Genomic DNA, 20,475 nt, shown 5'->3' with positions numbered 1-20,475 from the left:
CCGGCGTCAGCGGATGCGGTCGACAACATGACGACATCATCGCAGCCACCACCGACAAGTTCGGGCCACCCGATCCCAACGCCGCCACCACCGCCAACCATGGATAGCCGCGCAGGTAACGCATGCGGACCCCCGGGGCGAAGGCGACGGCGAGCCACAACTTTTCTCGCGCAGCCGCGGCCGGACCGCACCTTAGAATGAATCCCCTTGGTGCTGCCGTGTCACCGGTCGGGATGAGGTTGGTCATGAATTGCCATGGGCTCCGGTCGGCACTGGTCTGGGCGGCGGTGCTCGTGGTGGCCGGCTGCACAACGTTTGTCGACGGGCGCGCGCTGTCGATGCTCAACGACCCCTTCCTGGTTGGCGGGTTGCCCGCGACCAACGGGCCCAGCGGAATTCGTTCGAACGCGCCCAGCCCGACGGGGAAGGTGCTCAACACCGACAACGGACCCATCGACAGGTTGGCGCTGCTCTCGGTCAACGACATCGAGGACTATTGGCAGTCGGCGTACACCCAATCGCTGAAGGGCAAATTCGTCCCCGTCAGCAAGGTGGTGTCCTACGACTCCAACGACCCCAGCAGCCCGATCGTGTGCCACAACGACACGTACAAGCTCGTCAACGCCTTCTACACGTCGCGCTGCCACCTGATCGCCTGGGACCGCGGCGTGTTCATGCCCGTCGCGCAAAAATACTTCGGCGACATGTCCGTCACCGGAGTGCTCGCACACGAATTCGGGCACGCGCTGCAGCAGATGGCCAAGCTGGTGACCAGACGGGACCCGACCATCGTCCACGAACAGCAGGCCGACTGCTTCGCCGGCGTCTATCTGTTCTGGGTCGCCGACGGCAAGTCGCCGCGCTTCACGCTGAGCACCGCCGACGGGCTCGACCACGTGCTGGCGGGCATCATCACCACGCGCGACCCGGTCATGGACAGCGAGACCGACAACGACGACGCCCACGGCTCGGCCCTGGACCGGATCAGCGCCTTCCAAATGGGTTTCATCAACGGCGCCTCGGCGTGTGCGGCCATCGACCGCCGGGAAATCGAGCAGCGCCGCGGCGATCTGCCGAACGCCTTGCGGGTCGACTCCACCACCGGAACGCCGGAGACCGGCGAGGTCCCGATCAACCAGGACACCCTGTCGACCCTGATGGAACTGCTGGGAAAGATCTTCGGCCCGGCCAATCCGCCGGTGCTGACCTACCAGCCCGCGAATTGCCCGGACGCCAAACCCACCCCGCCGGCCTCCTACTGTCCGGGCACCAACACCATCGCGGTCGACCTGCCCAAGCTCGCCGTCGTGGGCAGGGTCGCCGACGAGAACGAACAGACCCTGCCGCAAGGCGACGACACGGCCCTGTCCCTCGTGATGTCGAGATACGCGCTGGCGGTGCAGCATGAACGCGGCCTTGCGATGCAGAGCCCGTGGACCGCGCTGCGCACCGCATGCCTGACCGGCGTGGTGCACCGCAAGATGTCCGAACCCATCGAACTGGCCTCGCACAACCAATTGCAGCTCACCGCCGGCGATCTCGACGAAGCGGTGGCCGGGCTGCTCACCAACCACCTGGTGGCCAGCGACGCGGACGGCACCAGCGTGCCCGCCGGTTTCACCCGGATCGCGGCGTTCCGCGGCGGCGTGACCGGCAACGCGGACGCGTGTTACACGCGCTATCCGGGATGACGAAAGACGGCCCGGGTCAACCTATTTCGGCAAGCCGGGGAATCACCTCGTCGCCCAGGCGCCGGACGAACCCGACCGGGTCCGGGTTGCCGGGCAACGGGCCGACATTGATCATCTCGACGCCGAGCTTGGCGTAGCGTTCGACCGTCTTGAGGTAGGCGTCGACATTCTCGAACGGGTCCGCCGTCGCGAGGCCGCCCGACGTCTTGCGGATGTCGGCGGGGTTCCTGCCCACCGCATCGCAGTGCCGGTGCAACACGTCGATCTTGTGTTCGAGCTCCCCGACGTCGTTCGACATGCTGTTCCAGATGTCGGCATATTGTGCGACCAGGCGCAGCGTCTTCTTCTCGCCGTCCCCGCCGATCAGGATCGGGGGACGCCGAATCGGTTGCGGCGCACAGATTGTCTCGTTCAGGCGATAGTGCTTGCCGTCATACGGCCCGTCGTCGTCGCTCCACATCTGCCGGCAGATCTGCAGCGTCTCTTCGAGCATTTCGAAGCGCGCGCTCAGCGGCGGATACGGAATGCCCAGCGCGGTGTGTTCGCGCTCGTACCACGCCGCGCCCAGCCCGAGCATCGATCGGCCCTGGGACAACACGTCCAGGGTGGTGGCCGTTTTCGCCAACACGCCGGGGTGACGGTAGGTGACCCCGGTGACCAGCAGGGCCAGGTCGATCGTGGCGGTCTGGGCGGCCAGGAATCCCAACGACGTGTAACCCTCGAGGAATGGATCCTGGGCCGGGCCAAGCTCTTCCATCTGGAAGAAGTGGTCGGCCAGGGTGAACAATGTGGCGCCGCCCTGCTCGGCGGCCTTGGCCGCGTCGGCCAGCGTCGGGCCCAGCCTGGCCGGGTCTCCGGGGAGATAGTCGATGAAATGCAAACCCAATTCCATTGCGATGACGCCCTTTCTTATTGTTCGGTCAAGCGCTCGAGTAGCGACAGCGCATCGACGATGACGCGCCGCTCCGCCTCGGTATAGCGCTCCTGGATGGTCCGGGCCAGCCACTCCTGCCGGGCGCGACGGTCGCTCTCGGCGCGCTTTCTGCCCGCCGGCGTCAGCGAGACCACCTGTCGCCGACCATCATTCGGGTCCGGGGCGCGTTCGATGAGCCCCCGCTGACCCAACGCGGCCAGGATGGTGGCCATCGACTGGGGACGTACCTGTTCCGCACCGGCCAATGCGCTGGCCGACGACGGCCCCTCTTTCCATAGCCGGGTGAGCACCGCCGTCTGTGACGGTGTCAAACCGTCGACCGCGATGTCTTTCAACCGGCGCCGCAGCCGGCTGAACACCACCCGGATATCGCGCGCCGCCGTCACCGCGGAGTCGCTGATGCCATCCACGGCACCACTCTAAATTAGACAGGAGAAACTGTCCAGTTTTAGCTGTCTAATTCCGGCCGAGCAGCTGCATCGCGGCGTCGACCGCCAGGGCCGGGACGTTCAGGGTCTTGGACCGCAGATCGTGTCGGGCGCTGGCGATCTCGACGACGGCGGTCGTCCCGCTGATCAGCGCGGCCGCGGTGCGCAGTTCGTCGGGCGTGCCGAAGGGGTCCGAGGTTCCATGGGTGAACACCGTCGGCACGGTGATGTCGGGCAGATGCTCGGTGCGCAGCCGTTCCGGCTTGCCCGGCGGGTGCAGCGGGTAGGAGAACAGCGTCAGCACGTCCACCGGAGCCTCACCGGCGGCCACCACCATGGATGTCTGCCGGCCGCCGTAGGAGTGCCCGCCGGCGATCAGCGGGCCGCCGGCGAGGCCGCGGCACACCGTGATCGCCTCGACGATGCCGGCACGATCGGTGGCGGCCGACCCGGATGGCGGGCCGCTGGGCCGGCGCCGCCGGTACGGCAGGTTGTAGCGCACCGCCAGCCAGCCGCGCTGGGCCCATTCGTCGCAAACCTGTTGCAGCAGTGGCGAATCCCGGTTGCCGCCGGCGCCGTGCGTCAGGACCACGATCCCTTTGGGGCCACCCTTGTGGTCGCCGCCGGGTTCGTGCGCGATGCCCGTGATCTGGTCGAGGAGGCCGGCCATCATGACAGCCTAAACAGCGGGGAGACGGGGCCGTGGCCATGGCCCAGGGGATAGGAGGCGCGCAGACATTCGGTGACCCACCGCTTCCCGAAACCGACCGCGTCCGGCACGGTGAAGCCGTGCGCGAGGGCGCAAGCGGCCGCGCTGGCCAGGGTGTCCCCGCCGCCGTGGTCGTTGCCGGTCGCGATCCGCTCCGCATCGAACTCGTGATAGGAGGTGCCGTCATAGAGCAGGTCGCAGCTGCGGTCCGACGAGCGCAGGTGACCGCCCTTGACCAACACCCACTGCGGGCCGAGGGCATGCAGGGCCTTGGCCGCCGCCCGCTGCGACGCCGGGTCCACGACGTCGATGTCGACCAGCAGCCGCACCTCGTCGAGGTTGGGCGTGACCAACGTGGCCAACGGAAACAATTGATTCCTAAGCGAATCCAGGGCCGCCGGCGCCATGAGCGCATCGCCGTGCATGGACGCGGCCACCGGGTCGACGACCAGCGGAACGGTCAATCCGAGCCGGCGCCAGGTGGTGGCCACGGTGTCGATGATGCGCGGCGACGCCAGCATCCCGGTCTTGGCGGCCTGAATACCGATGTCGCTGACCACGGCCTCGATCTGGCCGGCGACGACGTCGTCCGGCACCTCGTGAAAGCTCTTGACTCCCACCGTGTTCTGCACGGTCACCGCGGTCACCGCGACACACGCGTGCACACCCAACAGCGCCATGGTGCGCATGTCGGCTTGGATGCCCGCGCCGCCCCCGGAGTCCGATCCGGCGATGGACAACACCCGCAGGGGCGTCGTGCCCGGCGGCGGAAGGGGCAGCAACGTCACGGTTCCGGATGGCGGCGATCCGCTGCGCCCGGCCGTGCCAGTTGGTGGCGATCCGCTGCGCCCGGCTTCGCCGCGCTTGCGATCGCCGCGTCCGCGGTTGCGATCACTGCTGTGCCAGCGGCAGATACACCCGGTTGCCGTGCTCCGCGAACTCGCGAGACTTCTCCGCCATGCCCTCGGACATGGCCGCCTCGATCGCTTCCTCGCTGTCCAGGCCGTGCTTGGCGGCGTAGTCGCGGACGTCCTGGGTGATGCGCATCGAGCAGAACTTCGGCCCGCACATCGAGCAGAAGTGCGCGGTCTTGGCGGGTTCGGCGGGCAGCGTCTCGTCGTGGTATTCCCGCGCGGTGTCGGGATCCAGCGACAGGGCGAACTGGTCGTTCCAGCGGAACTCGAAGCGCGCCGTGCTCAGGGCGTTGTCGCGCTCCTGGGCGTGCGGGTGTCCCTTGGCCAGATCGCCGGCGTGCGCGGCGATCTTGTAGGCGATCACCCCGTCCTTGACGTCCTTGCGGTCCGGCAGGCCCAGGTGCTCCTTGGGCGTCACGTAGCACAGCATCGCGGTGCCGGCCTGGGCGATGATGGCCGCGCCGATCGCCGAGGTGATGTGGTCGTAGGCCGGCGCGATGTCGGTGGCCAGCGGGCCCAGCGTGTAGAACGGGGCCTCCTCGCACCACTCCTCTTCCAGCCGCACGTTCTCGACGATCTTGTGCATCGGGACATGGCCCGGGCCCTCGATCATCACTTGCACGCCATGGGATTTCGCGATCTTGGTCAGCTCGCCGAGGGTGCGCAGCTCGGCGAACTGCGCGGCGTCGTTGGCGTCGGCGATCGAGCCCGGCCGCAGCCCGTCGCCAAGGGAGAACGTGACGTCGTAGCGGGCGAAGATCTCGCAGAGTTCGTCAAAGTTGGTGTACAGGAACGATTCCCGGTGATGAGCCAGGCACCACGCCGCCATGATCGAGCCGCCGCGGGACACGATGCCGGTGACACGCTTGGCGGTCAGCGGCACGTAGCGCAGCAGCACACCGGCGTGCACGGTCATGTAGTCCACACCCTGCTCGCACTGCTCGATCACGGTGTCGCGGTAGATCTCCCACGTCAGCTCGGTCGGGTCGCCCTTGACCTTTTCCAGCGCCTGGTAGATCGGCACGGTGCCGACCGGCACCGGCGAATTGCGCATGATCCACTCGCGGGTTTCGTGGATGTTCTTGCCGGTGGACAGGTCCATGATGGTGTCCGCGCCCCACCGGGTCGCCCACACCATCTTGTCGACCTCCTCGGCGATCGACGACGTCACCGCCGAGTTGCCGATGTTCGCGTTGACCTTGGTCGCAAACGCCTTACCGATGATCATCGGCTCGATCTCGGGGTGGTTGTGATTGGCCGGGATCACCGCGCGCCCGCGGGCGACCTCGTCGCGCACCAACTCTGCGGGCATGCCCTCGCGCGCGGCGATGAACGCCATCTCCGCGGTGATCTCGCCCGCACGGGCGCGCTGCAACTGGGTGCCGCGGTCGCGCACCACCCCCGGCCGCGCCGGCAGCCCGGCCGTCAGGTCGATCGTCGCGTCCGGATCCGTGTAGGGGCCCGAAGTGTCGTAAAGATCGAAGTGATCGCCATTGGACAGGTCCACCCGGCGGAACGGAACCCGTCCGCCGGCCACATCGCGATAGATCTTGTGGCTGCCCGCAATCGGGCCGGTGGTCACGGACGGTGCAGCGGTTCCCGATAGGGTCTCGGTCATTTTCATCTCCCTACGCCGGCATTACCCGGTCAGGTTCGTACGGTCGACGGCCCCGAGCCGTCCTCTCAGCGCACTCGGCATGCGCTCCCGCGTTGATGGATGGGTCCGCACGCGACGTTACCCCCACCCCGGACCGCATGGCAGGGCGACGGCCCTTCTTCCGGGGCGGTAGCCGAGGACGTCCCCGAGTGGAAGGATGCAAACGTGCAAGCTGGAGAGCCGTCCACCAACGGCGAGAGCGCGCGATCCGGTGGGCCGGGCGAATACCTGAATATCGGCACCTTCCGGTTCTGGTTCCTGGGCCAACGTTGGGAATGGTCCGACGAGGTGGCCCGCATGCACGGCTATGAACCGCAAGACGTGGAGCCGACGACTCAACTGTTGTTGTCGCACAAGCATCCCGACGACCGAGCGCATGTCCAGGAGTTGCTGGACTACGCCCTGCGGTCGGAAGGCTCGTTCTCGAGCCGGCACCGATTCCTCGACACCGCGGGCACCGTGCACGACGCCATCGTCGTCGCCGACCGCATGCTGGACGAGTCGGGCGCCGTGCTGGGCACCGAGGGCTATTACATCGACCTCACCGACACGCTCGACGAGGCCCGGCAAGAGGTGCTCGACGAGGCGTTGCCGGAGCTGGTTGAGAGCCGCGCGGCCATCGAACAGGCCAAAGGCGTTCTGATGTCCGTCTACCGGATCAGCGCGCAACAGGCCTTCCGCGTGCTGCAGTGGCGCTCGCAAGACACCAACGTGAAACTGCGTGCGCTGGCCAAGCAGCTGCTCGACGAGATGGCCACCCTGCCCGCGCCGCCGGGCGCGATGCAAAGCCAGTTCGATCATTTGCTGCTGACCGTGCACGAAAGGATTTCGCCCGAGCCCGCTGACTAGGATCTCGACGTCGGCGAAAGGCACGAACTTGTCGGCGGCGTTACGAGGCTAGACCTCCTCCATCGCCTCGCCGAGCTCCTCGAGGAGCTTGTTGTGGTGATTGCTCGCCAGCAGGTGTCCGGCGGCGATCACCACGGCCACCGGCCAGTCGATGAGTTCGAGGGCCGCCAGGGCGGCCAGCCCCCCGAAGTAGGCCAGCTGCTCGGGCCGGGGGATCTCTACCTGGCCGATCGCCGGCAGGTTCACCACAAAGGTTTCGCCCTCGCGGATCTTGTCCACCGCATCGCGCTGGGACGTCTCGCGCCGCGACTTCTTTTCCGCCATCATTTGCCTTTCAGTAACGAAGGGTTTCCCGCCTCGCCGGTTCGCGCGTACAACGTCGGACCTATGTCGATGATGACCGACACCGGGGGCGATCCGCTAGTTTCGTCGATTGCTTCGGTGCTCAGGGTGCCGTTACTGGAACTCTATGCGCTGTTGTGGCGCGTCGGGGTGGTCGAGATTCGAAACCCTGAGCGGGAGGCTCGGCGAGATCCGCCGGCGGCTCGGGGTCTGATTTGTCCGGACCCGTCAGCGCACGCGACAGCACGCCGGTCGCGACCGTCGCCACCGCGGCGGCGCCCAGGCCCTGGGCCCAGCCGAACGGTCCGAGCGGCGTACACCCGAGCAGCTGGCTGACGCCCGGCGTGCTGATCAGGACCCCCACCAGCCCGAGCGAACCGAGCGCGGTGAGCACCACCAGCGGGGCCTGAGACTCGACCAGCGTCTGGCCCAGTTCGGTCCCCACCAGCGCGACCAGCGCGACGGTCGAGGCGCGTTGCGGACTACTCAGCGGACCGGTCAGGCCCGCCATCGCCCACGCGGCCGTCGTCGCCGCCGCCGTGGTGACGCCGCGAATGGCGACCGCCTGCCACAACGCGGCCTGATCCGCGCCGCGCAACCGCGGGTCGATCGGGCCGCTGGGCTTACTGACCGCGAGCGCGGCGGCCGGCAGCGCGTCGGTCATCGTGTTGACCAGCAGCAGCTGGCGCGTGTTCAGGGGCGACGTGCCGGTGATCGCGCTGCCGATGATCGCGAAGATCACCTCGCCGGCGTTGCCGCCGAGCAGCACCGACACCGCCGCCTGCACCCGCCGCCACAGCTGGTGGCCTTCCCGGATGGCCTCCATGAGCGCGTCGATCCGGCCGTCGACCAGCACCACGTCGGCGACCAGGTGCGCCGGATCGCTGCCATGGGCGACCACGCCGATGCCGACCGTGGCGGCCCGGATGGCGGCCGCGTCGTTGGCCCCGTCGCCGACCATCGCCGTCCGCACGTCCGCGTTCTCGAGCGCTTGGACAACCTGAACCTTGTTCTCCGGCGTCATGCGGGCGAAGATCACCCGCTCCGCCGCGACGCGCTCCTGGTCCTTGCGCGACAAGGCCTCCCATTCGGCGCCGCTGATGACCTGATCGGCGGTCACGTTGAGCCCCAGCTCGGCGGCGATGGCCTTGGCGGTGATCGGATGGTCACCGGTGATCAGCTTCACGCCCACCCCGAGGCCGCCGAGGTCGGCGAGCAATTTCGCGGCCTCGGCGCGCGGGGTGTCGGACAGGCCGAGGAAGCCGGTCAACGTCAGCCCGCTGGTGCAGTACTCGGCGATGTCATCGGGGTTTTCCGCGATCGCCCGGGCCTGTTGGGCGGTCAGCTCGCGGCGCGCCACCGCGATGACGCGCAGGCCGCCGGCGGCGAGTTCGGCGACCGTGCCTTCCATCGCGCCGCTCTCCCCGCAGGCGGCCAGGACCACTTCGGGCGCGCCCTTGACGGTCAGCTCGGTGCCGGTCACCGAGGCGGAGAACGACCTGCCGGAGCGGAACGGCAGGTGCGCGGTCGGCGGTGTGGACGGCGAGCCGTCGGCGTCCGCACCGGCCTCGACGATGGCGACATCGGTGGCGTGCACCTGGGTGGCGCCGTTCGTCACCGGTGCGGCGTGCACGGCGCAGCGCAGCACCTCCTCGCGCGAGTACCCGGCCGCGGGATGGACCTGCGAGACGCGGAGGCGGTTTTCGCTGAGCGTCCCGGTCTTGTCGAAGCACACCACCTCGATGCGGCCGAGCGCCTCCACCGAGCGCGGAACCCGCACCAGCGCACCGAATTTCGTCAGCCGTCGCGCCGACGACGCCTGGGCCAGCGTGGCCACCAGCGGCATTCCCTCGGGAACCGCGGCGACCGCGATGGCGATGGCGCTGCCCACCGCGTGCTGCAGGGGGAGGCGGCGCAACAGCCCGAGCGCACCGACCAGCGCGCCGCCGGTGATGCTCACCGGAAGTGCCTTGGTGGTGAGCTGGCCGAGTTGGTGCTGCAGGCCGATGTCGGAGGACAGCTCGCCCGAGATGAGGTCGGCGGCGCGGCGCTGCTGGGTGTCGGGCCCGACCGCGGTCACCAGCGCCACCGCGGTGCCCGCCACCACGGTGGTCCCGGCGAACACCATGCAGCGCCGCTCGGCGAGCGGCGCCCCGGGCGTCGCCTCGACCTGCTTTTCCACCGACAGCGATTCGCCGGTGAGGCTCGACTCGTCGACCTCGACGTCGACCTCTTCGATGACGCGGGCGTCGGCGGGCACCACCTCATGGGTGCGCACCTCGATGACGTCGCCGGGCCGCAGTCGCGCGGCGTCGACGAGCGTGTACGTCCGCGCGCCGTCCGGCCCGGTGACGACCTTTCGGGCGGGCGGAGTCTGTTGGGCCAGTAGGTAACTCAACCGCTTCTCGGCGCGCAGCCGCTGCGCGGCGGCCAGTATCGAGTTTCCGGTCAACACGGTCCCGACCAACATCGCATCGACCGGCGAGCCGAGCACCGCGCTGGCCGCCGAGCCGAGCGCCATCACCGGCGTCAGCGGGTCGGACAATTCGGCGCGCACCGCCTTGGCGAGCTGCCAGACCGCCTGCGCGGGCGTCTCCGCCAGCCGCAGGGCGGCGGGGGTGTCTCGCTCCGTCGGGGCGGGCGGCGCGGAGTCCTGCGCGGGCAAGGCGTTTCGGACCTGCTCGACCGACATCGCATGCCATTCGTGCGTGGCCGCCGGCCGCGGGGTGTCCGCGCCCAGGACCCCGCGGGCGAGCAGATACCCCGAGAGCAGACCGGCCGCCGCGCCGACGTTCACCGTTTCGGATCCGAGGTTGCCCCGCACACCCGGGATCATGAACAGCGACCCCATCGCGGTCGCGCCCGCCGAAATCCCGATGCCGCGCTGGATCGCGGCGTTGGCCGCGGGCAGCGCGTGCACCACCCGCCAGACGGCCGCCAGGTCCGGCAACAGCAGATCGGCGTTCCACAGCGGGGCGCCGCCGCGCGCGGGCAGCACGCCCAGCGCCAGGTGTGCCAACGAAATGGCTTGTGCCGCAGACGATGACAGCACGGCCACCGTGCGGCCGGCCTCCTGCAGGTCGCCCACCGCGGCGGCCAGCGCGTCGTCGATGGATTTGTCGGTCCCGCTCTTCAGCGGCCGGACGTCGTCGAACGCCGGTCGCAACTCGTCGAGCGACTCGTGGTCGACCGACACCAGTTGCGCCCCGGCGCGGTTGGCCTCGCCGACCACGGCTGAGGCCAGCGGATCGTGGGCGGGCAGGAACAACGCCTCGACCGGCGCGTCGGGCCGCCTGCCCGAAATCCCGGGCACCTTGCGCCAGCCGGGGCGCAGGCCGCTGTTCTCCAGCATGAGCTGGGCGCGACTCCACGCCGCGGGCAGCTCGCTGTCGTCCGCGCCGCGGATGCGGGCCACCCGCAACGTGTCGGTACACAACACGCGGGGGTCGATGACGATCGTGTCGACCTTGTTCAGCCGGCGCAGGCTTTCCGGCCGCAACGGCAACACCGAGTGTCGCTCGGCCAGGCCGCGGCCCAGCGTCGCCGCGAACGCCTCGGGGGTGGTCCGGTTGGCTTTGGGGGTGGTCACCTGCACCGCGGTGGCGGCCATGTTCAGGTTGCGGGTGCCGGCGCCGATCGCGCCGGCGCTGAGCGCCTGGAGGAGGGCGAAACGACCGGGAGCACGTTCCATGCCCCTCGACGGCTGCGGCCGCGGCGACCGGGGGGTCAGCGGTTGGTCGGCGTGGCGCGCCAGCTCGGGTTCATGCTGCTCCCACGCTCGCGCCTCGGCACGGCACTCGGCGACCTTCAGCGACTGCATCGTCAGCCCCAGCGACAGCGACGTCGGCGACTGGGAAAGCGTCTGACTGGTCGCCTGAACCAGCGTCATCACGGTGTCGGTGGCGGGGCCGCCGATCCGGTCTTCGAGCCGGCGGCGCAGCCAGGGCTGATAGTCGAAGAACGTGATGCTCGCGGCGATGGTGACCGGCAGCCGGGGCAACCGCGTCGCCCGGCCGAAGAGCGCCACGCCCAACCCGGCGGCATTGGCGGCCACGGTGAGCGCCCTGGTCGCCAGCACCAGGCCGTCGCCTGGCAGGCTCGCCGACGTTGTCACGGTTTGGTCGGCGTCGTATGTTGGCGCACAACGGTTTTCGGATTCCTCGACGATGCGGCAGAGGTCGCTCAGCGAAGTGTCCGGGTCGTCGAGGTCCACGACCACCCGCGACAGGGGATGATTCAGCTTTGCTGAAGCCACGCCGGGATGGGCCAGGATCGCCTCGAGCACGGCCGGGCCGAGTCGGCCGTCGGGCGCGCCGGACAGGCCGCGCACTTCGATCCACGCGCGGCCGTTGCCGCGCCAGCAATGCCGGCGCAACGTGGCGCGGGAGAGTTCGCCGGAGAGCACCTTGGCTCCCTCGCGCAAGGGGATCGTCGCGACTTCGATACCGGTTTCGATGCCGGCTCGCGCCAGTCCGGTTGTCGCCTGTAGGCCCGCAGAAATCATTCGCGACGGCAACGACCGTCGCAGAGACATTGTGATACTCAAGAGTTCAGTAAGGATTCCGTGTCAGTTGGTGCTGCGCAGCGTGGCGCTGCCGGCGCGGCGGCCGGTGGCCTTCTTGGCCGGTTTTCTGGCGGCCGCCCGTTTGGTGGGGGCCTTTTGCGGCGGCGATTTTTGCGTCTGGGGCGCGGGTTCGGGCTTGGTCGGCACCGTCGTCAGCTTTGCCCTGGCCGGCGGGGCCGACTCCTTCTGTTGGCGGGCGATGCGCTGCAACACCAGCGCGCCGCCGCCGACCGCCAGCAGCACCGGCCACTCGATCAGGCCGATGGCGCCGAGCGCTCCCAGGCCCACCGCGGCGGCCGTCGTCGATTTGCTGCCCTTGCTGATGCCCTGCTGAATGCCGTCCGCGGCGCCCTTGATGCCGCCGACGACACCGTTCACCGCCGCGCCGCCGACCGCGCCGGCGGTGGAGGTGGTGACCGATGCCGCACGATTCAGTGTTCGCCCCACGCTGCGAACCGCTCCGTCGACGACACCCATGTTGACTCCCTGGCCCAATTTCGTATTCATGCAATTCGCGTTCGCTGTTTTCATGTATACCGTGGATCGCACAGTAGAGGGGATCTACGGAATTGCGCTGCCAGTTAGCCTACGCCGGGTCGCAGCGTCAGTCGACGCGCACATCGACGAGCACGGGCGCGTGATCGCTCGCGGCTTTTCCCTTGCGTTCCTCGCGGTCGATCCGCGCGTCGGTCACGCGACTCGCCAATGCCGGTGAGCCCAGGATGAAGTCGATGCGCATGCCCTGCCGCTTCGGGAATCGTAGCCGGGTGTAGTCCCAATACGTGTAGACGCCGGGCCCCGGCGCGAAAGGCCGTACGACGTCGGTGAATTGCGCCTCGACGATGGCGTTGAACGCGCGGCGCTCCGGCGCGGAGACGTGGGTGGCGCCGGCATAGAACTCCATGCTCCACACGTCGTCGTCCTGCGGGGCGATATTCCAGTCGCCGGCCAGCGCGATCGCGGCGGCGGGATCGTCGCGTAGCCACCGTTGCGCCGAATCACGCAGGGCAGCAAGCCAATCGAGCTTATAGGCGTAGTGGGGATCGCCCAGCGCGCGGCCGTTGGGAACGTAGAGGCTCCACAGCCGCACGCCGCCGCAGGTGGCGGCTAGGGCGCGGGCCTCCGCGACGGCGGCGACCTCCGGCTTGCCGCTCCAGGTCGGCTGGCCGTCGAATCCGATCTGCACGTCGTCGAGGCCGACGCGTGAGACGATCGCCACGCCGTTCCACTGGTTGAAACCGACATGGGCGACCTCGTAGCCGAGTTCGAAGAACGGCAGGGTCGGGAACTGGCTGTCGGAGCATTTGGTCTCCTGCATGGCCAGCACGTCGACGTCGGCGCGGGCCAGCCAGTCGACGACGCGGGGCAGGCGGGAGCGGATCGAATTCACGTTCCAGGTGGCAAGCCGCAGGCGCGGCGATCGCAAGGGCGGCGAAGCCGGGCGCAGCGGGTCGCCGCCATCGACCAGGTCGCCGTCATCAACCGCATCGGGCATGGGATCAGACGGTATCTCAGGTGCCCCGTCGGACCGGGAAGTAGCGGCGGTGATGGTGCAACCGGAAACCCAGCCACCCGGTGTCGGCCTCGGCGTCGGGGACGGCGACGTAGCCGCGCGTCGCGCCGCGACCGGCGCCCCACACCAGCAGCGCTTCGCACACGGCCGTTGCGGCCCGGTCGTCGTCGCCGCGGATCGCCGACAGCCCGACCCAGCGCGCGCCGTCGGGCGCATCGGTCATCGCGGCACGCGCGACCGCCGCGCCGTCCAGGGTCCCGAACATGAGTTCGCCGTCGCCGATCGCGGTGAGCACGTCGACGTCGACGTCGCGCCCGTATGCCCGCAGCCAGGCGTCGTCCGGACGCGCCGAGAGGGCGACGGACGCGTCGGGTTCGCGCGCCGCCAGGTCGGACACGTCGCGCACCAGGACGCTCTCGGGGTGCTCACCCGTCGAACCGGTCGGCACCGACAACAGGCGATCGGGTATGGCCAGTCGCGGTGACAGGCCGCGGCGCTCGTACCAGTCCACGATCGCGGGCACGGAACTCAGGCGGGCCGAAAGGTCCAGCGGCACCGCCGAATTGGCGGTGAGTTCGGTGCCCTTGCCGGTTGGGGGGCCGGCCCGCAGCAGCCACCCCTGAAGCCAGGCGTGTTCGACGCCGGGCCAGGCCATGGCCGCCGCGTGCTCGAGCGCCCGGATATCCGAGGTGCGCACCGGGGCGAAGGTCAGCACCCGCAGCATGACCACATCGGCGGGCGAACATTCGACGACCGCACCCGTTTTCGTCTGCAGCCGCACCACCGGGTCGACCGCCAGCAGGTGTCCCACCGCGTCGGTCAACGGCGGCACCGACCCCTGCGCGCGCCGGTAACGAACCATCACCCGGGTTCCCAGGGCCGGCCACGAGATCATCAGTGGCCGAACGGGTCCGGTCCCTCGCCGGGCATCCAGGAGAGGCCGGGAACGCCCCAGTTGTGGGATTTGACGGCCCGTTTCGCGCTGCGGGCGTGCCGGCCGACGAGGCGGTCCAGGTACAGGAACCCGTCCAGGTGCCCGGTCTCGTGTTGCAGCATCCGGGCGAACAGGTCGTTGCCCTCGAGGGTGACCGGGCTGCCGTCGGCGTCGAGCCCGGTGACCCGGGCCCAATTGGCCCGGCCGGTGGGAAAGGACTCGCCGGGGACGGACAGGCAGCCCTCGTCGTCGTTATCCGGGTCGGGCATGGTCTCGGGTACTTCGGAGGTTTCCAGGACCGGGTTGACGACGACGCCGCGCCGGCGCTCGGTGCGCCCTCGTTCGTCGGCGCAGTCGTAGACGAAGACCCGCAAGCCGACCCCGATCTGGTTGGCCGCCAGCCCCACCCCGTGCGCGGCGTCCATGGTGTCGTACAGGTCGGCGATCAACGCGGGCAGCTCCGCGGGCAGCGAACCGTCGGCAGCGACGGGCACCGGTTTCGTCGGGGTATGCAGGACGGGATCTCCCACAATGCGGATCGGAACGACTGCCATGGTCGGCTAAGCTACCGCACGCCCGTGGGCTGTTCGGCCGCCGATCTTCGGGGGTGGGCAATTCGGTCAATCGGCCGACTCGCGGGTCTGGATGACGGCTTGAGGGTTTGGGGCGTGTTTCAATATTCGCCGAAAGACGCGCTTAGCTAAGTCAAGTCATTCGAGCAGTTCGGAATTCGCCGAAAGGGTCCAGGGGAATCAATATGGACAGCGCCATGGCGCGGGCAAATCGATCGGGGGACGATTCTGAGATCGCCGATGGCCTTACCCGCCGCGAGCACGACATCCTGGCCTTCGAACGCCAGTGGTGGAAGTTCGCCGGTGTGAAGGAAGACGCCATCAAGGAGTTGTTCTCGATGTCGGCGACGCGGTACTACCAGGTGCTCAACGCGCTCGTGGACCGGCCTGAGGCGCTGGCGGCCGACCCGATGCTGGTGAAACGGCTGCGCCGGCTGCGCGCCAGCAGGCAGAAGGCACGTGCGGCGCGGCGCCTCGGCTTCGAGGTGACCTGACTCGTTACAGTAGGGCTCGATGAAAGAACGAGTTCCCGACTCCACTGGGCTGCCCCTGCGGGCGATGGTGATGGTGCTGTTGTTCCTCGGCGTCATTTTCCTGCTGCTCGGCTGGCAGGCCCTCGGCACCTCCGGGAGCTCTGACGACGATTCGGCGTCGCCGGTACCCAGTTCGACCGCCACCACCTCCGCCACGTCGACGAGCAACAAGCCGGCGGCCGCCCAGGCCGACGTGCAGGTCTACAACATCTCCTCGAAAGAGGGCGTCGCCGCGCGCACCCGAGACCAGCTGACGTCCGCCGGATTCAAGGTCACCAAGGTCGACAACATGGCCGTGCCCGACGTCTCGTCCACCACGGTCTACTACACCGACGCCGACGACGAGCGCGCCACCGCCGACGCGGTCGGCAAGAACCTGGGCGCGCCCGTCGAACCGCGAATTCCCGCGCTGAGCTCAGAGCCGCCGGGTGTCATCGTCCTCGTCGCGGGCTGAGTACGCGCCGGGTTTGATTGCCCGCCTCCTCAGCGAGCCGTTCCGGCTCGCATCGTCACCGGGCTAGGCTGCTGGCTATGCCGAAGCTGCCCCCCTCCCTGGTTCTGGCCGGATGTGTCGCGCTGCTGGGTGCCTGTTCGTCGCCCGAGCACGCCGCGTCGGTTCCGGGCACCACGCCGGCGATCTGGACCGGGTCGCCGTCGCCGTCGGGCGCCAAAGGCACGGAGGCCAGGCCCGCGGAGGTGCCGACCGTCACCACGCATCTGAAGGCGCCGGACGGCACCCAGGTCGCGATCGCGAAATTCGAATTCAACAACGGCTACGCGACGGTCACCATCGAGACGACCGCCAACGGTGTGCTCGCGCCCGGCTTTCACGGCGTGCACATCCACAAGGTGGGCAAGTGTGAGCCCAACTCCGTCGCCCCGAACGGCGGTGCGCCCGGGGACTTCCTGTCCGCGGGTGGCCACTTCCAGGTTCCCGGACACGCCGCCGAGCCCGCCAGCGGAGACCTGACCTCGCTGCAGGTCCGCAAGGACGGCTCCGGGACGTTGGTGACCACCACCGACGCGTTCGCCATGGAGGACCTGCTCACCGGGCAGAAGACCGCGATCATCATTCACGCCGGCGCGGACAACTTCGCCAACATCCCGGCGGAGCGCTACAACCAGACCAACGGAACACCGGGCCCGGACGACATGACAATGAGCACCGGTGACGCCGGCAAGCGGGTGGCCTGCGGTGTCATCGGTGCCGGCTAGAAGGCGTGACGCGCGCATCGATTTCGCCCGGTCGTCGCGGCCGACCATCGGGGTGGAGTGGGAGTTCGCGCTCGTCGACGCGCAGACCCGCGACCTGAGCAACGAGGCCACCGCGGTGATTGCCGAGATCGGCGAAAACCCGCGCGTGCACAAGGAATTGCTACGCAACACCGTCGAAGTGGTCACCGGCATCTGCCAGTCCGCCGGCGAGGCGATGGAAGACCTGCGGCAGACCCTCGGCCCCGCGCGCCGCATCGTGCGGGATCGGGGCATGGAGCTGTTCTGCGCCGGCGCACATCCGTTCGCGCAGTGGACCACCCAGAAGCTCACCGCCGGCGCGCGCTATGCCGAGCTGATCAAGCGCACCCAGTGGTGGGGACGGCAGATGCTGATCTGGGGTGTGCACGTGCACGTCGGGATTTCCTCGCCGAACAAGGTGATGCCGATCATGACGTCGCTGCTGAACTACTACCCGCACCTGTTGGCGCTGTCGGCGTCCTCACCGTGGTGGACCGGCGTCGACACCGGCTACGCCAGCAACCGGGCCATGATGTTTCAGCAGCTGCCCACCGCCGGGCTGCCGTTCCAGTTCCAAACCTGGTCGGAGTTCGAGGGGTTCGTCTACGACCAGAAGAAGACCGGCATCATCGACCACGTCGACGAAGTCCGTTGGGACATCAGGCCTTCGCCACACCTGGGCACCATCGAGATGCGGATCTGTGACGGCGTGTCCAACCTGCGGGAGCTGGGCGCGCTGGTCGCGCTGACGCATTGCCTGGTGGTCGATTTGGACCGCAGGCTGGAAGCCGACGAGTCGTTGCCCAGTATGCCGCCGTGGCACAACCAGGAGAACAAGTGGCGCGCGGCGCGCTACGGCCTGGACGCGGTGATCATCCTGGACGCCGACAGCAACGAGCGGTTGGTCACCGAGGATCTCGACGACGTGCTGACCCGGCTGGAGCCGGTCGCGAAGAAGTTGAACTGCGTCGACGAGCTGGCCGCGGTGGCGGAGATCCCCCGACAGGGCGCCTCCTACCAGCGGCAGCGCCGGGTGGCCGAGGAACACGACGGCGACCTGCGCGCGGTCGTCGACGCGCTGGTGTCCGAGCTGGAGATCTGATGACGGAACCCGTTGAGCTGGCGATGTTTCCGCTCGAGTCGGCGCTGCTGCCCGACCAGGAGCTGCCGCTGCGGATCTTCGAGCCCCGCTACGGCGCGCTGGTGCGACACTGCATGGCAACCGGCGAGCCGTTCGGGGTGGTGCTGATCTCGCGGGGGCGCGAGGTGGGCGGCGGTGATGCGCGTTGCGACGTCGGCGTGATGTCGCGGATCACCGAATGCGTCGACCAGGGCGCGGGCCGGTACGCGCTGGATTGCCGGACCGGGGACCGGATCCGGGTGCGCGAATGGCTGCCCGACGATCCCTACCCGCGGGCGCGGATCACGCCGTGGCCCGACGAACCGGGGCCCGAGGTTTCGCCGGCCCAGCTGCTCGACGTCGAAGACCGCGCGGTGGCTTTGTTCGAGCGGATCGCGCAGGCGCGCGGGATCACCCTGCCGGGTCGCGAGGTGCTGTTGGGCCACGGCGCGGGGCGCCCGGCGGGGGAGCGCCTGTTCGCGTTGGCCTCGCGCATCCCGATCGGCACGGCCGACCGCTACACGGTGCTCGCGGCCCCGACGGCCGCCGAACGCCTCGCCGCGCTGTGCGAAGCCGTCGACGCGATCGCCGAGGTGGTCGAGTTTCAGCTCTCCGAATAATACTGCGCGACAGGAGCATACGATGAAGGTTCACCTCCAGGTGGACGGTTCACCGGCGGGCGCGGCGGCAAGCGCCGCCGACATCGCCGCGACGGGAGCGGATGGCCTGTTCACGTTCGAAGGCCAGCACGATGTCTTCTTCCCGCTGCTCCTCGCCGCCGGCGCGACCGGCCTGGACCTGATGACGAACGTGGCGATCGCCCCGCCGCGCAGCCCGTTGCACCTGGCGCACGCCGCCTACGATCTGCAGTGCTACAGCGGCGGGCGGTTCCGCCTCGGCCTCGGCTCACAGATCAAGGTGCACATCGAAAAGCGTTACGGCAGTAAGTGGGACAGTCCCGCGGCCCGGATGGCCGAGGCCATTGCGGCGATCAAGGCCATCTTCGACGCCTGGGAGGGCCAGGGCCGCTTGGACTTTCGTGGCGAGTTCTACACGCACACCGTGATGGCGCCGAACTTCAACCCCGGCCCCAACCCGTTCGGCCCGCCGCCGGTGCTGCTGGGCGCGCTGGGCCCGGTGATGACCCGCACCGCGGCCGAGGTCGCCGACGGTCTGTTGGTGATGCCGTTCAACAGCGCCCGCCACTTCGCCGAACGCACCGTTCCCGCGATCGGCGAGGGGCTGCGCCGTTCGGGGCGGGAGTCCGGCGAGTTCACCATCATCGCCCAGGCCATGGTCGCCGTCGGCCGCGACGAGGCCGATCTGGCGGCCGCGGTCAACGGGGTCGCGACCCTCATCGCCTTCTACGGGTCGACGCCGGCCTACCTGCCCGTGCTGCAGGTCGAGGGCTGGGCCGACGTCCAGCCGGAGCTCAACGCGCTGTCCAAGCAGGGCCGCTTCGCCGAGATGCGCCGGCTGATCAGCGACGAAATGGTGGCCCGGATCGGGATCGTCGGCACGCCCGAGGAATGCGCACAACAGATCGCCGTCCGGTTCGGCCGGCACGCCGGGGAGGTGTGCTGCTACTTCCCCGGCTACACGCCGCGCGACGCCGACATCGCCGACCTGATCGGCGCCCTGCACCGGGCGCCGGCCCTGCCATGAGCGATGACCTGACGGTCGAAATCGACTCGGGCGTGGCGATACTCACGCTCAACCGGCCCGATCATCACAACGCCTAGACCGCCGAGATGGGCGCGCTGCTGAGCCGGGCTTATCGGGATTGCGACGGCGACGACGACGTGCGGGCCATCGTGGTGACCGGAGCGGGACGCGCCTTCTGCGCCGGCGCGGACTTCTCAGGTGGCGCAACCCCGTTCGACGCCCCCGCCGCCGACGGCACGTTCTCGGCATCGCCGATCACCCCGGCCGCGTTCGAATTGCGTAAGCCGGTGATCGCCGCGGTCAACGGGCACGCCATCGGAATCGGGCTGACCATCGCGTTGCAGGCCGACATCCGCGTCGTCGCCGAGGACGCCAAATACGGTGTGGTGCAGGTCCGCCGGGGCGTGATCCCCGACTGCATGGCGCACTGGACGCTTACCCAGCTGACCACCCTGGGGGTGGCCGCGGACATCCTGCTCACCGGGCGGACGTTCGGCGGGGCCGAGGCCGTGACGCTCGGGGTCGCCACGCGGGCCCTGCCCGCCGAGCGGGTGCTCGAGCACGCGCTGACGGTGGCCCGCGACATCGCGGTCAACGTGGCGCCGATGTCGGCCGCGCTGTGTAAACGCCTGCTGTGGGACAGCGCGATCCATCACTACACGCCGCGGCAGGTCGCCGCGCTGGAAACCCGGTTGCACGAACGGGTGATGGGCGGCGCCGACGCCGGCGAGGGTGTCGCCGCCTTCCTGGAGCGCCGCCCACCGAATTTCACCGCGCGGCTGTCGCGGGATTGGTTGCCGCTTCCCGAGCCGTGACC

The 20,475-nt window shown here is 69.2% G+C and carries 19 protein-coding genes, 2 pseudogenes and 1 riboswitch; of the genes and pseudogenes, 10 read left to right on the top strand and 11 right to left on the bottom strand.

Translation table 11 applies throughout. The features are described from left to right. Nucleotides 1-245 precede the first annotated feature (245 nt). Nucleotides 246-1,691 carry a peptidase gene (locus tag JF781_RS10585; protein ID WP_225328426.1) on the top strand — a complete coding sequence of 482 codons (1,446 nt, stop codon included), beginning with the start codon at nucleotides 246-248 and terminating at the stop codon, nucleotides 1,689-1,691. 16 nt (nucleotides 1,692-1,707) lie between these two features. Here the strand turns inward: JF781_RS10585 and JF781_RS10580 are convergent, their stop codons facing one another. The 5 genes from JF781_RS10580 to thiC all read right to left on the bottom strand — a co-directional run bounded on the left by JF781_RS10580 (nucleotide 1,708) and on the right by thiC (nucleotide 6,294). Beyond that, nucleotides 1,708-2,583 carry an LLM class F420-dependent oxidoreductase gene (locus JF781_RS10580; protein ID WP_225328425.1) on the bottom strand — a complete coding sequence of 292 codons (876 nt, stop codon included), beginning with the start codon at nucleotides 2,581-2,583 and terminating at the stop codon, nucleotides 1,708-1,710. 17 nt (nucleotides 2,584-2,600) lie between these two features. After that, entirely contained in the window at nucleotides 2,601-3,035 is a 435-nt protein-coding gene (locus tag JF781_RS10575; RefSeq protein ID WP_225328424.1) for a MarR family winged helix-turn-helix transcriptional regulator, read from the bottom strand. Between the two features lie 46 nt (nucleotides 3,036-3,081). Beyond that, the gene (locus JF781_RS10570; protein WP_225328423.1) at nucleotides 3,082-3,723 is read right to left on the bottom strand and encodes an alpha/beta family hydrolase; all 642 of its coding nucleotides are present in this window, start codon (nucleotides 3,721-3,723) and stop codon (nucleotides 3,082-3,084) included. Next, entirely contained in the window at nucleotides 3,723-4,550 is an 828-nt protein-coding gene (gene thiD / locus JF781_RS10565) for a bifunctional hydroxymethylpyrimidine kinase/phosphomethylpyrimidine kinase (protein WP_225328422.1), read from the bottom strand. Before thiD ends, JF781_RS10570 begins: the two co-directional genes overlap by 1 nt. Nucleotides 4,551-4,653: 103 nt before the next feature. Continuing rightward, a complete protein-coding gene (gene thiC, locus JF781_RS10555) occupies nucleotides 4,654-6,294 on the bottom strand; it encodes a phosphomethylpyrimidine synthase ThiC (protein ID WP_225328421.1) in 1,641 nt (546 codons plus the stop codon). After that, a riboswitch (TPP riboswitch) is annotated at nucleotides 6,285-6,395 on the bottom strand. (Overlaps the previous gene by 10 nt.) Before the next feature lie 103 nt (nucleotides 6,396-6,498). Here thiC and JF781_RS10550 point away from each other — a divergent pair. Further along, nucleotides 6,499-7,182: a PAS and ANTAR domain-containing protein gene (locus tag JF781_RS10550; RefSeq protein WP_225328420.1), complete on the top strand. Its 684-nt coding sequence runs from the start codon at nucleotides 6,499-6,501 to the stop codon at nucleotides 7,180-7,182. 48 nt (nucleotides 7,183-7,230) lie between these two features. Here JF781_RS10550 and JF781_RS10545 read toward each other — a convergent pair whose 3' ends face one another. Next, nucleotides 7,231-7,506, bottom strand: coding sequence for a hypothetical protein (locus JF781_RS10545; RefSeq protein ID WP_225328419.1), 276 nt, complete (start codon nucleotides 7,504-7,506; stop codon nucleotides 7,231-7,233). Between the two features lie 63 nt (nucleotides 7,507-7,569). Between JF781_RS10545 and JF781_RS28715 the strand changes: the two are divergent. Beyond that, nucleotides 7,570-7,647 (top strand): annotated as a pseudogene (locus tag JF781_RS28715) (hypothetical protein); the annotation flags it as partial. Here the strand turns inward: JF781_RS28715 and JF781_RS10540 are convergent. The 5 genes from JF781_RS10540 to JF781_RS10520 all read right to left on the bottom strand — a co-directional run bounded on the left by JF781_RS10540 (nucleotide 7,628) and on the right by JF781_RS10520 (nucleotide 15,089). Then, complete coding sequence (locus JF781_RS10540; RefSeq protein WP_225341164.1) at nucleotides 7,628-12,058, bottom strand: cation-translocating P-type ATPase; 4,431 nt, start codon at nucleotides 12,056-12,058, stop codon at nucleotides 7,628-7,630. The pseudogene JF781_RS28715 and the gene JF781_RS10540 overlap by 20 nt on opposite strands. Before the next feature lie 33 nt (nucleotides 12,059-12,091). Next, entirely contained in the window at nucleotides 12,092-12,565 is a 474-nt protein-coding gene (locus JF781_RS10535) for a hypothetical protein (protein WP_225328434.1), read from the bottom strand. A 127-nt stretch (nucleotides 12,566-12,692) separates the two neighbouring features. Next, nucleotides 12,693-13,499 carry an exodeoxyribonuclease III gene (locus JF781_RS10530; protein WP_225328433.1) on the bottom strand — a complete coding sequence of 269 codons (807 nt, stop codon included), beginning with the start codon at nucleotides 13,497-13,499 and terminating at the stop codon, nucleotides 12,693-12,695. A 100-nt stretch (nucleotides 13,500-13,599) separates the two neighbouring features. Next, complete coding sequence (locus JF781_RS10525; protein WP_225328417.1) at nucleotides 13,600-14,496, bottom strand: GNAT family N-acetyltransferase; 897 nt, start codon at nucleotides 14,494-14,496, stop codon at nucleotides 13,600-13,602. Continuing rightward, nucleotides 14,496-15,089 (bottom strand): peptide deformylase, encoded by a 594-nt coding sequence (locus JF781_RS10520; RefSeq protein ID WP_225328416.1) that lies wholly within the window; start codon nucleotides 15,087-15,089, stop codon nucleotides 14,496-14,498. Before JF781_RS10520 ends, JF781_RS10525 begins: the two co-directional genes overlap by 1 nt. 203 nt (nucleotides 15,090-15,292) lie before the next feature. Between JF781_RS10520 and JF781_RS10515 the strand changes: the two genes are divergently transcribed. The 7 genes and pseudogenes from JF781_RS10515 (at nucleotide 15,293) to JF781_RS10485 (ending at nucleotide 20,473) form a co-directional block, all read left to right on the top strand. Further along, nucleotides 15,293-15,601: a DUF3263 domain-containing protein gene (locus JF781_RS10515; RefSeq protein ID WP_007768412.1), complete on the top strand. Its 309-nt coding sequence runs from the start codon at nucleotides 15,293-15,295 to the stop codon at nucleotides 15,599-15,601. 19 nt (nucleotides 15,602-15,620) lie between these two features. Then, nucleotides 15,621-16,094 carry a LytR C-terminal domain-containing protein gene (locus tag JF781_RS10510; protein WP_225328415.1) on the top strand — a complete coding sequence of 158 codons (474 nt, stop codon included), beginning with the start codon at nucleotides 15,621-15,623 and terminating at the stop codon, nucleotides 16,092-16,094. Between the two features lie 77 nt (nucleotides 16,095-16,171). After that, the gene (locus JF781_RS10505) at nucleotides 16,172-16,855 is read left to right on the top strand and encodes a superoxide dismutase family protein (protein ID WP_225328414.1); all 684 of its coding nucleotides are present in this window, start codon (nucleotides 16,172-16,174) and stop codon (nucleotides 16,853-16,855) included. Then, nucleotides 16,845-17,975: a glutamate--cysteine ligase gene (locus JF781_RS10500; protein ID WP_225328413.1), complete on the top strand. Its 1,131-nt coding sequence runs from the start codon at nucleotides 16,845-16,847 to the stop codon at nucleotides 17,973-17,975. The genes JF781_RS10505 and JF781_RS10500 overlap by 11 nt, the downstream gene beginning before the upstream one ends. Then, a complete protein-coding gene (locus tag JF781_RS10495) occupies nucleotides 17,975-18,613 on the top strand; it encodes an LON peptidase substrate-binding domain-containing protein (protein WP_225328412.1) in 639 nt (212 codons plus the stop codon). Before JF781_RS10500 ends, JF781_RS10495 begins: the two co-directional genes overlap by 1 nt. Nucleotides 18,614-18,635: 22 nt before the next feature. Next, nucleotides 18,636-19,658 carry a TIGR03617 family F420-dependent LLM class oxidoreductase gene (locus tag JF781_RS10490; RefSeq protein ID WP_225328411.1) on the top strand — a complete coding sequence of 341 codons (1,023 nt, stop codon included), beginning with the start codon at nucleotides 18,636-18,638 and terminating at the stop codon, nucleotides 19,656-19,658. Next, nucleotides 19,655-20,473: pseudogene (locus tag JF781_RS10485) on the top strand (enoyl-CoA hydratase-related protein). The gene JF781_RS10490 and the pseudogene JF781_RS10485 overlap by 4 nt, the downstream one beginning before the upstream one ends. Nucleotides 20,474-20,475: the final 2 nt, after the last annotated feature.

The sequence above is a fragment of the Mycobacterium sp. WUMAC-067 genome (assembly GCF_020217485.1).
Taxonomy (GTDB): Bacteria; Actinomycetota; Actinomycetes; order Mycobacteriales; family Mycobacteriaceae; genus Mycobacterium.
The sequence above is the reverse complement of the archived record's forward strand: the minus strand, read 5'-3'. Positions and strand labels throughout refer to the sequence as shown.